The 11,712-nt window shown below is 63.6% G+C and carries 13 protein-coding genes; 8 read left to right on the forward strand and 5 right to left on the reverse strand.

What is annotated here, in order from left to right; all coding sequences use genetic code 11:
• Positions 1-109: 109 nt before the first annotated feature.
• Entirely contained in the window at positions 110-1,306 is a 1,197-nt protein-coding gene (locus tag QQL85_RS09700; RefSeq protein ID WP_284355601.1) for an NAD(P)/FAD-dependent oxidoreductase, read from the reverse strand.
• A 257-nt stretch (positions 1,307-1,563) separates the two neighbouring features.
• Between QQL85_RS09700 and QQL85_RS09705 the strand changes: the two genes are divergently transcribed.
• Positions 1,564-2,103 (forward strand): RrF2 family transcriptional regulator, encoded by a 540-nt coding sequence (locus QQL85_RS09705; RefSeq protein WP_060497076.1) that lies wholly within the window; start codon positions 1,564-1,566, stop codon positions 2,101-2,103.
• Between the two features lie 18 nt (positions 2,104-2,121).
• Here the strand turns inward: QQL85_RS09705 and QQL85_RS09710 are convergent, their stop codons facing one another.
• Positions 2,122-3,033, reverse strand: coding sequence for an AraC family transcriptional regulator (locus QQL85_RS09710; RefSeq protein ID WP_284355600.1), 912 nt, complete (start codon positions 3,031-3,033; stop codon positions 2,122-2,124).
• Positions 3,034-3,135: 102 nt separating this feature from the next.
• On the opposite strand from QQL85_RS09710, the gene QQL85_RS09715 reads away from it, so the two are divergent.
• The 5 genes from QQL85_RS09715 to QQL85_RS09735 all read left to right on the forward strand — a co-directional run bounded on the left by QQL85_RS09715 (position 3,136) and on the right by QQL85_RS09735 (position 7,624).
• Positions 3,136-3,696, forward strand: coding sequence for a carboxymuconolactone decarboxylase family protein (locus QQL85_RS09715; RefSeq protein ID WP_284355599.1), 561 nt, complete (start codon positions 3,136-3,138; stop codon positions 3,694-3,696).
• Between the two features lie 98 nt (positions 3,697-3,794).
• Positions 3,795-4,859: an acyl-CoA dehydrogenase family protein gene (locus QQL85_RS09720; RefSeq protein ID WP_284355598.1), complete on the forward strand. Its 1,065-nt coding sequence runs from the start codon at positions 3,795-3,797 to the stop codon at positions 4,857-4,859.
• Positions 4,856-5,677, forward strand: a complete 822-nt coding sequence (locus tag QQL85_RS09725) for an ABC transporter ATP-binding protein (protein WP_284355597.1) — start codon at positions 4,856-4,858, stop codon at positions 5,675-5,677. Before QQL85_RS09720 ends, QQL85_RS09725 begins: the two co-directional genes overlap by 4 nt.
• The gene (locus tag QQL85_RS09730; RefSeq protein WP_284355596.1) at positions 5,664-6,869 is read left to right on the forward strand and encodes an ABC transporter substrate-binding protein; all 1,206 of its coding nucleotides are present in this window, start codon (positions 5,664-5,666) and stop codon (positions 6,867-6,869) included. Before QQL85_RS09725 ends, QQL85_RS09730 begins: the two co-directional genes overlap by 14 nt.
• On the forward strand, positions 6,869-7,624 hold the full coding sequence (locus QQL85_RS09735) for an ABC transporter permease (RefSeq protein ID WP_284355595.1): 756 nt from the start codon (positions 6,869-6,871) through the stop codon (positions 7,622-7,624). The genes QQL85_RS09730 and QQL85_RS09735 overlap by 1 nt, the downstream gene beginning before the upstream one ends.
• A 49-nt stretch (positions 7,625-7,673) precedes the next feature.
• Here QQL85_RS09735 and QQL85_RS09740 read toward each other — a convergent pair whose 3' ends face one another.
• Positions 7,674-8,360, reverse strand: coding sequence for a GNAT family N-acetyltransferase (locus QQL85_RS09740; protein WP_284355594.1), 687 nt, complete (start codon positions 8,358-8,360; stop codon positions 7,674-7,676).
• 79 nt (positions 8,361-8,439) lie between these two features.
• Positions 8,440-9,381 carry an N-acetyl-gamma-glutamyl-phosphate reductase gene (gene argC, locus QQL85_RS09745; protein ID WP_284355593.1) on the reverse strand — a complete coding sequence of 314 codons (942 nt, stop codon included), beginning with the start codon at positions 9,379-9,381 and terminating at the stop codon, positions 8,440-8,442.
• A gap of 116 nt (positions 9,382-9,497) precedes the next feature.
• On the opposite strand from argC, the gene QQL85_RS09750 reads away from it, so the two are divergent.
• Positions 9,498-10,379, forward strand: a complete 882-nt coding sequence (locus QQL85_RS09750) for a LysR family transcriptional regulator (protein ID WP_284355592.1) — start codon at positions 9,498-9,500, stop codon at positions 10,377-10,379.
• Between the two features lie 146 nt (positions 10,380-10,525).
• The gene (locus QQL85_RS09755; RefSeq protein ID WP_284355591.1) at positions 10,526-10,798 is read left to right on the forward strand and encodes a hypothetical protein; all 273 of its coding nucleotides are present in this window, start codon (positions 10,526-10,528) and stop codon (positions 10,796-10,798) included.
• A 65-nt stretch (positions 10,799-10,863) separates the two neighbouring features.
• Here the strand turns inward: QQL85_RS09755 and QQL85_RS09760 are convergent, their stop codons facing one another.
• The gene (locus QQL85_RS09760) at positions 10,864-11,514 is read right to left on the reverse strand and encodes a TIGR04211 family SH3 domain-containing protein (protein ID WP_284355590.1); all 651 of its coding nucleotides are present in this window, start codon (positions 11,512-11,514) and stop codon (positions 10,864-10,866) included.
• Positions 11,515-11,712 lie beyond the last annotated feature (198 nt).

Here is an 11,712-nt window from a genome sequence, read left to right on the forward strand (position 1 = left end):
TTTTTGATTTGAATGATGCCATATGGCCATTATTGTTGAACAGTCCAACAATGTAACGGCATGACTGACAAAACCGTCGATTATTGACGGTTTTGTCAGGATCTTGCTGTTAAACGATCGCAATCATTGGGTCGGCAGCGGCCAGGGCTGCGGCACGATCAGCTGCTGGCGGGTAGATCCACACCGAGTTGATCTGGCGCTTGAGGTCTTTGCCTTCCTGGCCTTGCAGCTTCAGTTCGCGTTCCCAACCCTCGCTGTATGCTGCGCCCCATTCACCCAGGTCGAGGCAGGTTACATACTTGGGCTGGCGGTACACCACCGGTGCCACGCCAAGCAGATCGGCCATGGCATTGTTGCCACTGTGGCGGCCCATCGGGATCGCGTGCTGGCAGGTCATCAGGGCGTGGTTGCCGATTTCATCGACGGCCGCCCAGGCGGTATCACCGGTGGCATAGATGTGCTGCTGGCCCACCACCTTCAGGTGGTCGTCGACCTTGAGTCGGCCGAAGTTGTCACGCTCGCCGGCAACCTGCGCGGTCAACGGGCTGGCCTTGACGCCGACGGTCCAGATCACGGTGTTGCTGGCGATGTATTCGCCGTTGTCGAGGGTGACGCCGCCTGCATCCACAGCCACCACCGAGGTATCGGTCAGCCATTCGACGCCAGCGTGCTGCGATGCTGCGACGATCGACGGTTTGATGCCTGCACCCAGTGCCGCGCCAATGCTGGCACCACGGTCAACCAGCAGTACCCTGACATCGTCACCCAGGATGGCGCGCAGTCGGCTGGGCATTTCGGTGGCGGTTTCGATGCCGGTGAAACCACCGCCACAGACCACCACGGTGTTGCGGGCAGGCGAAGCGGGCAGGGTGGCCAGACCGGTCAGATGCTGCTCCAGGCGAACGGCCGACTCCATCTGGTCGACATCGAACGTGTGCTCGGCCAGGCCCGGGACTGCTGGGCGCGCTACCCGGCTGCCGGCGGCGAGGATAAGGCGGTCGTAGGCGATTTGCTGGCGCTGGCCGTGGCTGTCGATGTAGCTGACGCTGCGTGCATCGGCATCGATGGCCTCGGCATTGCCGGTAATGAAGCGCACGCCCACGGCGTCGAACAGTTCACCCACAGGGGCCTTCAGGGTATGCGCGTTGGCTTCGTAGAAACGCGGGCGAATGTGCAGTTCCGCTTGCGGGGCGAGCACGCTGATGCTCAGGTCGTCGCGCTGGGCCTGGTCAAGCAGGCGAGCCGCGCTCAGGGCGCTCCAGACACCGGCAAAGCCGGCACCAATGATGAGGATGTTCGATTTCATGTAGGTGCTCCGCAGGGTTCGAAGAGGGCTTCGAGGGTAGGTGGATACCGCTCGAATAACTACGACTGTATTGATCGTAGTTATTCCCTGCAAGTCTTTTTCCGAGCACGCCGGTGTCTCGTGCCGCCTAAAAAGCGCTCAGCAGGCCGTATTTACGGGTTTAGAGGTAGGGGTCGGACCGACAGGCGGCAACTGTCTGCTTTGCCCATCCAATGTAATCGGCGTATTATTTGCGACAAGATTGGTCGGAGATTGATATGTCGCTCTACAGTGCTGGCGTCGAATACGGTATCCATTGCCTGCTGTTCCTGGTGGACGAGCGTGGTGATTCGCGCGAGTCCAGCGTGCGCGACCTCGCAGAGTTGCAGGGGGTGCCCCAGGAGTATCTGGCCAAGGTCTTCACCAAGCTGGCCCGTGCCGGGTTGGTGGCGGCTACCGAGGGCGTACGCGGCGGTTTCCGGCTGGCGCGGCCGTCGGACGAAATCACGGTACTGGATATCGTCAATGCCATCGACGGGCCGAAGAAGATTTTCGACTGCCGCGAGGTGCGTGAGCGTTGCAGCCTGTTCGACGGCTCGCCACCTGGCTGGGCGACCGAGGGGACCTGTGCGATCCATGCGGTGATGCTGGGGGCGCAGAAACGCATGGAGGAAGCGTTGGCCCAGCAGACCATTCTTGATCTGGCGCGGCGGTTCGGGCGCAAGGCGCCGGCCGAGTTCGGGCAGCAGGTGAATAGCTGGATGGGAGAGCGGCGCGAAGGTAAAGGTGGCGGGGATATACCTGTCAGCCAAGTATGAAGCTGTTGCAGCTACAGATCAGCGCCCTTCGTGCTGCCGTCGATAAGCGCCTGGCTGCACCCCCACCGCCTTGGCAAACGCCCGGGTAAACGCCGCCACCGACTGATACCCCACCTGCGCGCCTACTTGCTCCACGGTATTCCCCGCCCGCAGCAGCTGGCTGGCATGGCGCATGCGCAGCGCCAGCAGTACCTGCCCCGGCGATTGCCCGGCCAGCTCATTGAACCGTTTGAAAAACGCCGACCGCGACAACCCCGCGCAGGCGGCCATGCTCTCCAGTGTCCAGGCCTGCCCCGGTTGCTCGATCAACTGCTCCAGCAAACCGGCAAACGCCGGCTGGCGGGCGAGGGCGACCAGCCCGCCCAGAGACTGCCCGGCATTTACCTGCTGGCGCAGCACATACAGGAACAACAGGTGCGTCAGCCGCTCCAGCAACGCCTGCGAAGGGCCTGCGGCACGCCGGCATTCTTCCAGAATCAGCTCGAACAGCGCCCGCGCCGCACTGCCGGCGGGGTCTTCGGCGCGCAGCAAGATCCAGTCAGCCAGGCCCTCGACAATCAGCGAAGACAGGCCGGATTGAAAGTGGAAGAAGCCGCAGACCAGCCCAACGCCGTCGCTGGCCTCACTGTCCAGGGCCTGCATGGCCTGGCGCGGTTGGGCACAGGCGTCGACCGGGTCCTGGTCGCTGGACAAGCGATAGGCCAGGTCGCGCAGCAGGAATACCGCATCGCCCTTTTCCAGGCGCACCGGTTTCGGCTGGCCATCGATGTGCAGCCAGCAATGCCCTTGCACCACCAGATGGAAGCTGGCGCGTCCCAGGCCCTGGGTGCTGGCGTGCCAGCCACTGCAATAGCGGCCGACATGAAACAGGCTGGCATCGAGCTCCAGGCCCTCTAATAACCAATCGACAAGGTGGCTGGACGAAATCATCTAATACAAAGACTCAGGAGCAAGGAAAGGCGACTGATGAATATGGAGGGTAATTCTTATAACCAACAGACTGTGGTGACACCCATCAAAGGAGACCACTGCATGTCCTCGCGCATTACTTTACACACCCTGCAGAGCGCCCCGGAAGCAGCCCGTCCATTTCTTGAGAATGCCCAGAAAAACTCAGGCTTCATCCCCAACCTGTTGGGCGTGCTAGCCAACGCGCCGGCGGCGCTGGAAACCTATGTGACCGTTTCGGCGCTCAACGGCAAGTCCGAATTGAGCCTGGCTGAACGCGAAGTGGTACAGCTGATTGCCGCCACCCAGCATGGCTGCGACTTCTGCGTGGCCGGCCACACTGCCGTGGCGCTGAACAAGGCCAAGCTGCCACAGGAGGTGGTCGATGCCCTGCGAGCCCGTGGCGAGCTGCCCGATGCCCGTTACGAAACCCTGGCCGCATTCGCCCGCGAAGTGATCGCCACGCGTGGCAATGTCAGCGAAGCGACCTACCAGACTTTCCGTGAAGCCGGCTTCAGCGAAGGCAACGCACTGGAAGTGATTCTCGGGGTCAGCCTCGCAACCCTCTGCAACTTTGCTAATGTTTTCGCCCAGACGCCGCTCAACGACGAGCTTGGCAAATACCGCTGGCAGCCTTCTGCCTGACTGCATGAAATAGCGGCCCTGTTGCGGTCGTTGTAGGAGCGGCCTCGTGCCGCGAACGGGCCGCCAGCCGGCCCCGGCGTTCCAAAAGGAGCAAGACCATGCAAGATTGCGCATTTCGACACTGGCTGGATGCCAATGCCGAGGCCATTGACCGGGGCCTGTGCGAACCGCAACAGGTGCTGGCTCAGATCGCCGAATCACAGCTACTGCGCATGGGTGTCGACCCGGCGCTGGGCGGCACGGGCGGGCAGGTGACCGACGCGGTAGAGGCCATCGCCGCCATTGCCAGCCGCTCGTTGGCCGCAGCTTTCGTCTGCTGGGGCCAGCGTGCCTTCATCGAATACCTGTTGCACAGCCCCAACCAGCTGTTGCGCGAGCGCTTGCTGCCGCGCCTTTTGACTGGCGAACTGGCCGGTGCCACCGGGCTGTCCAACGCCATGAAGTTCCTCTCAGGCATCGAAGCGCTGCAGGTGCGTGGCCGCCCGGCAGCCGATGGCTGGCACCTGGAGGGGCGCCTGCACTGGGTGACCAACCTGCGCAAGAGCGGTTTTGTGGTGGCGGCGGCCATCGAAGACGAATCCGGCGGTACGCCGTTCGTGTTGGCCATTCCCTCCGACGCGCAGGGCCTGGCGCGCTCCGATGACTTGCAATTGATGGGCTTGCAGTCGAGTAACACAGCGGCGTTGGCGTTTCACCAGGTGCAGCTGGCGCGTGATTGGCTGCTGCATGAAAACGCCCGTGAGTTCCTGCCCCGGGTGCGTCCGGCATTCCTTGCGCTGCAGTGCGGCATGGCCATCGGCCTCGCGCGGCGGGCGCTGGAAGAAGTGCAGGCACACCTGCATGGGCGTGCCTCGTTCCTTGATGAGGCACGCCAGGTGCTCAGCGAGCGCCTGGAAAACACCGTCAACGAGCTCAAACAGGGCCTTCTCGATGGCCGCTTCCAGCAGCAGCCGGCGGCGTTGTTCAAGCTGCGTATCACCCTGGCTGAAAGTGCCGCCGACGCTGTGCAACTGGAGCTTCAGGCCAGCGGCGGCAAGGCGTACCTCAGCGAATATGGCGAAGGTTTTGCCCGCCGCTGGCGCGAATCGGCCTTCGTGCCGATCGTCACGCCCAGCCTGGTGCAATTGCGCGCCGAACTGCAACGCCAGGCGGGCGCCGCATGAGCTCAGTGTTGCTCGAAGCCCGCGATATCAGCCTGGGTTACCCGCGCGAGGGTGGCTGGCAGCAGGTGCTGGCGCAGTTCGACTTGCAGCTGGCGCCGGGCGAAGTGGTGAGCATTCTTGGGCCCAGCGGCGTCGGCAAGTCCAGCCTGCTGCGGGTGCTGGCCGGCCTGCAGCAGCCGCGTAAGGGCAGCGTGAGCCTGCACGGCCAGCCTTTGCAGGGGCCGCACCCGCGCCTGGCGGTGGCCTTTCAGGACCCGAGCCTGCTGCCCTGGTTAAGCCTGGAAAAGAACGTCGCCTTCGGCCTGGATTTCGCTCGCCAGCCCAGGTTGGCCGTTGCCGAGCGGCGCGCGCGCATCGACCATGCAATTGCCGCCGTGGGGCTGGCCCACGCCCGTGGCCAGTACCCGGCGCAGTTGTCCGGCGGCATGGCCCAGCGCACGGCCTTGGCCCGCTGTCTGGTCCGCCAGCCCGAAGTGCTGTTGCTGGACGAACCGTTCGGCGCGCTGGATGAAGTGACCCGGGCCGACATGCAGCAACTGCTGCTGCAACTGATCGCCACCCACAACACGGCGGCGGTGCTGATCACCCACGATATCGACGAAGCCCTGCTGTTGTCCGATCGGGTTCTGCTACTGGGCAACCACCCAGCGCACATCCTCGGCCAGTGGCACATTGACCTGCCGCAACCGCGCGCGCAGCGGGTTGAAGAACTGGGCGCCTTGCGCATCGAAATCCTGAAAACCCTTCGGCGGGCAAGCCGCACAGTCGAACCTACCTCAAACCCGTTGCCCTCGGAGGTTGTCCATGTGCATGGATGATTGCTGTTCCTCTTCTTCGCGTCGCGATTTCCTCAAGCTCGGTGCCATGCTCACGGCTGCGGGTGCGCTGCCATTGCTGTCGAGCCTGCAGGCGCGTGCTGCCGCCGAGCCGGATGCTCCGGTGCGCATTGGCTATCTCCCGATCACCGACGCCACGCCATTGCTGGTGGCGCACAATAATGGTCTGTTCGAGGCCGAAGGCATCAAGGCCGAGCGCCCGGTGCTGCTGCGCAGCTGGGCGCAGGTGATAGAGGCGTTCATTTCAGGCCAGGTCAACGTCATTCACCTGCTGTCGCCGATGACGGTGTGGGCGCGCTACGGCAGCAAGGTGCCAGCCAAGGTGGTGGCCTGGAACCATGTGGGCGGTTCGGGCCTGACCGTGGCCCCGGACATCTCCGACATGAAACAGCTCGGCGGCAAAACCGTGGCCATCCCGTTCTGGTACTCGATCCATAACGTGGTGCTGCAGCAGATGCTCAACGACAACGGCCTGACGCCGGTGTCGAAGCCGGCCAACGCGCAACTGGCTGCCACCGAAGTCAACCTGCTGGTGCTGCCGCCCTCCGACATGCCGCCGGCGCTGGCCAGCAAGCGTATCGCCGGCTATATCGTCGCCGAGCCGTTCAACGCCTTGGCCGAGAACCTCAAGGTGGGCCGCGTGCAGCGCTTTACCGGCGATGTATGGCGCAACCACGCGTGCTGCGTGGTGTTCATGCATGAGCACGACCTGAACAACCGCCCGGAATGGTCGCAGAAGGTGGTCAACGCCATCGTCAAGGCCCAGCACTGGACCCGTGACCATCGCGCCGAAGCCGCCGCCTTGCTGTCCAAGGCCGGCCCCAACAAGTACACCCCGCACGAGCCAGCGGTGCTGGCCAAGGTACTCGCACCGGCCGCCGAGGACCGTGCCGGCTACATTGCCAGTGGTGCCATCCGCCATCAGCAGTGGGACGAAAAGCGCATCGACTTCCAGCCGTATCCGTTCCCCAGTTACACCGAAGCATTGGTGAAGCGCCTGAAAACCACCCTGATCGAAGGCGACAACGCGTTCCTTGCCGGGCTTGACCCGGCGCAGACCGCTCGCGACCTGGTCGACGACCGCTTCGTGCGCAATGCGATCGCTGCGGTCGGTGGGCCGTCGGTGTTCGGTATTGCTGACAACTTCGAGCGTAGCGAGGAGTTCGCGGTCTGATGCGTATGTATGTCGTACATGCCGGCCTAGGCCTGGCCGGGTTGTTGGGTTTGTTGCTGTTGTGGTGGGCCGGTGTTGCCGTGTTCGGCCAGGCTGATGGCCTGTCGGCGCGCTTTTCACCGGCAGCAACCCTGGCCAGCCTGATCGAGCTGCTGGCGCAGGGCGAGGTCTACGGGCACATCTGGGTCAGCCTCAAGCGCATTCTGGTCGGGCTGCTGCTGGCGCTGCTTATTGGGGTGCCGCTGGGTTTGCTGGTGGGCAGCTATCGGCACCTGGAGGCGGCAACCACGCCGGCGTTCCAGTTCTTGCGCATGATCTCGCCGCTGTCGTGGATGCCAGTGGTGGTGATGTTGATGGGCGTGGGTGACCAGCCGATCTACTTCCTGCTGGCGTTCGCCGCGTTGTGGCCGATTTTGCTGAACACGGCGGCAGGGGTGCGGCATCTGGACCCACGCTGGCTGCAACTGAGCCGCAGCTTGAGCGCCACGCGCTGGGAAACTTTGTGCAAGGTGATCGTGCCTGGGGTGATCGGCCATGTGCTGACCGGCGTACGTCTGGCCATTGGCATTCTGTGGATTGTGCTGGTGCCGTGCGAAATGCTCGGGGTGAGTGCGGGGTTGGGGTATTTCATCCTCGATACCCGCGACCGATTGGCGTATTCCGAGCTGATGGCTATGGTGCTGCTGATTGGTGTGCTGGGGTTTGTGCTGGATGCCTTGGCGCGTGCGCTGCATCGGCGATGGGTGCATGGCTGAAGGGCCAGTGAGGCCTCCTCGCGGGCTTGTCCGCGAAGAGGCCTTCGGATCAATGCACAGTCTTGCGCTGCCGCACACACTCCTGGGCTTGAACGGTCAATTCATCCAGCCGCTCATCCCGCATCTGCTCCGCTTCGATCATTGCATCTTCACCCTGCTGGTTTAGCAGGTAGGTGTGAATCTGCATCACTTCAGCCGTCTGGTAAATCGGCGCAATGTCCAACCGCCCGATCAACGCACCACTGGCCAGCCCGGTACTGCTCATCAGCACCTGCGGCCCACTGGCAGCCACCACTTGCATGCCCATCGCTTCAAACCAAGGCACCTGATTGGCAAAGGCATTCAGTTCCACGCAGGCATGGCGTGCCTGCAGGTCACCCAGCAGGGCACGGGCGATGCCTTGGCGGCGGTGGCTGTCACGCACGGCAAGAAATGCCAATGAGCATGCCTGCTCATCGTCCTCGGCCGGCAGTGACAGGGCAAAGCCCAGCAACTGGTCCGGTGCTTCGGCATCCAGTGCCAGGGTCAGTGCCACGGCCAGGCCGCGGGTGCCATCCAGCGCTTGCAGGTACTGGTGCACTTCCATGCCGACGCCGTACTGGTACAGCGGGTACAGCGGATTGTCGGCGGTGATGGCGACATTGCTCAGGTCACCGACATTGTGGATTACCAGCTCGCGGATCTGGTTCTGGAAAGATTCGGGCGGCACGCTGTCGAGGCGGCTCAGGATGAACATCGGGGACGGGCTCCGGCGGGTGGGTATACAGCCCGCGCCAGGCAGGCGTGGGCTGCACAGTTTAACCGGTTTTGCCGTATCAGCCTTGTACCTGTATTGCACCGAGCATCAGGTCGAGGTTTTGCACTGCCGCACCAGAGGCCCCTTTGCCCAGGTTGTCGAACACTGCTGTGAGCAAAACCTGGCCATGATCGGGGTTGGCATACAGCGCCAGGCGCAGGTCGTTGCTGTCGTTCAACGCCTCGGGGTCAAGGTTGGCGGCTGCGCCTTGCTGATGCAGCGGCATCACCTGCACATGGCGGGCGCCCTGGTAGTGCTGCTCCAGGCAGGCCTGCAGCTGTTCGGCGCTGACCTGGCCGGGCAGCAGGCGCAGTTGCAGCGGGATGCTCATCACGATGCCCTGGCGGTAGGCACCGTAGCCGGGCATGAACACCGGCCGTGCCGACAGCCCGGCATGCTGCTGGATTTCGGGTACATGCTTGTGCGCCAGTTCCAGCCCATACAGTTGCAGGGCCGGGGCCTTGCCGGTACCGGGTTGTTCGTGACGCTCGACCGCCGCGCGGCCACCGCCGGAGTAACCGGAAATGGCATGGATACCCAGCGGGTAGTCGGCTGCCAGCAACCCGGCCTTGACCAGCGGGCGCAGCAGGGCGATGGCCCCGGTGGGGTAGCAGCCTGGGTTGCTGACGCGCTTGCTTTGGGCGATACGTTCGGCTTGCTGGTCGTCGAGCTCCGGCAGGCCATAGACCCAACCTGGGGTGGTGCGGTGCGCAGAGCTGGCGTCGATCACCCGCACATGCGGGTTATGGATGGCCGCCACGGCCTCACGGGCCGCGTCGTCCGGCAGGCACAGCAGGGCGATGTCGGCGCTGTTGATTGCCTCTCGGCGGCGCTGCGGGTCTTTGCGTTCGGCTTCGGGCAGGGTGAGCAGGCGCAGGTCGGTGCGGCCCTGCAGGCGAGCATGGATCTGCAGGCCGGTGGTGCCTTGGTCGCCGTCGATGAAAACAACAGGGGTGTGCATGGTCAGGGTCCGGTAGGGTTGGGATGACCTATGCTCGCCTGTGGCTGAACTAAAGGAAATTTGAATATCATGATGCTGATGTTCATGTTTGATGAATGAAAAGGTCAGCACAGACTATGCGTGAAATCAGCCTCGACCGCCTGCGCACCCTGGTGGTCATCAGTGACGTGGGCTCCTTTGCCGAGGCCGCCCGCCAGCTCAACCTGGCACCGCCCACCATCAGCCTGCATGTGGCTGATCTGGAATCACGCATTGGCGCCCCGTTACTTAGCCGTACCCGCGGCCAGGTGCGTCCTACTGCCATCGGTGAAACGCTGCTGGCCCGTGCACGGCGGCTGCTGGCCGACGCCGACCTGGCGCTGGACGAAGTACGCCGCCAGGTCGAGGGGTTGACTGGCCGGGTACGCCTGGGTGCGTCCACCGGTGCCATTGCCCACTTGCTGCCACAGGCGCTTGCGCACCTGCGAGCGGCGCATCCGGGGATCGATGTGCAGGTGCAGGTGCTGACGTCCCAGGCATCACTGGCGCGTTTGCGTGAGGGCACGCTGGATATCGGCTTGGTGGCCCTGCCGCAGGTGGCCGGCAAGGGGCTGACAGTCACCCCCTGGCGGCGCGATCCTATCCTGGCCTATGTGCCGGCCGACTGGCAGCCGCCTGCCCAGGTCACGCCGGCCTGGCTGGCGCAGCGGGCATTGATCCTCAATGACAGCAGCACCCAGCTGTCGCGGGTGACAGGGGAGTGGTTCGCGGTAGCGGGGTTATACCCCGAGCCGCGGATCGAGCTGAACTACAACGATGCGATCAAGAGCCTGGTAGGCGCCGGGTACGGGGCGACGTTATTGCCGCAGGAGGGCGAGGCGGCCGAGCTGGACCGGCGCATTGCGCGCCGGCCATTGCGGCCAGGGTTGTGGCGGCAGCTGGGCATCGCCTGCCGGGAAGGGCAGGCGGAGCGGGCCACGCGGTATGTATTGCAGGCGTTGGAGCGGTTGCGCCAGTGAGGGCATATGGGGAGTATGCAGCCCCCTTTTACAGCGCCGACCACTGGGCTGAAGCGGTGCGATGCAGGCGTGGGCGGACTATGCTTTTTGCTGCGTCGAGCCGAATGGACCTCGACGAACCTTACGGTTTTCCAGGAGAACGCTCCATGAAATCCACGAAATGCATACCTCTGCTGGTGATTGCTTCCGTCCTCAGTTTTGCTGCGCACGCAGACCCTGCGGGCAACTGTGAGGCCAAGATCAAGGAACTTGAGGATTTCCACAAGGCCAGTGGCCAGGCGATGCATGGCGGCATGGCCCATGACTTCAAAGTCCACCTGCAAAATGCCAAGGATGCTCAGAGCAAGGGTGACTATACCCAGTGCCAGGCCTCGGCGGACCAAGCCAAGACTATCTATAACAAGGCGCGTAGCAAGTAAGTCCTCGCCGGCCTCTTCGCGGGCAAGTCGGATCGCGAAGAGGCCAGTGCAGGATGGCCCCACTGTCAGAACCAGCGATCGTTCTTCTTCCGACCCCGAGTCAGCGCCGGCAAGATCAACCCTGCCAGCAACCCCGCCCCGGCAATGCTGCCGCCGTACACCATGTAGCGCATCATGACCTGCTTGTTCTCGTCACCCAGGCGGGCTTGGGTATCGCGCAGGTCCGATTGGCTCTGGTCAAGCTGCTCGCTCAGCGCCTTGTTGCGTGCTTCCAGTTCGTCGTTCAGCTTCTTGCGTGAGTCGAGGGTCTCCTGCATGCCCTGCACGCGGCTCTTCCAGCTGTCGTCGATGGTCTTCAGCTGTCCGGTCAGTTCCGCGACCTGGGCATCGAGCTGCGGCAGGCGCTCGTTCTGCCCTGGCACGGCCTGCAGGTCGTTGCTGAGGATCCACACCAGGTCGCCGTTCTGCCCACGCACCTGGCTGTAATTGCCCTGGCTGCCGATCAGGGTCAGCTTCTGCCCGGACTTGAGGGTGCCGACGATGCGGTGGCCATCTGTCGGGCCGCTGCGCACATAGGTGCTCAGGCTGTCGCTGACCCAGCGTGCGTCGCTGGCAGGCTCTTCGGCGTGCACGGGTACGGCAAGCGCCACCAGAGCGGCAATCAGGCCGCCGCGCAGGGCAGGGAGGGCGGAAGCAGTTGGGCGGGAATCGGGCATGTTGGGTCTTCGCTGAAACAGGACAAAAGTAGGCCCGGTGACTGGGCCGATGAACCGGTCGGTGAGTTGACCGTCAGCGAAAGACCGTTTTTTTGTCAGCAGGTTCACTACCTGATGTCGGAAATGTCTGCAGGATGTTGCAGAACACGACCCAGAGCGCTTCCACGCCGATGACGCAATTGTAATGCGCCGATCACC

The organism is Pseudomonas putida (assembly GCF_030159595.1).
Classification (GTDB): Bacteria; Pseudomonadota; Gammaproteobacteria; order Pseudomonadales; family Pseudomonadaceae; genus Aquipseudomonas; species Aquipseudomonas putida_AC.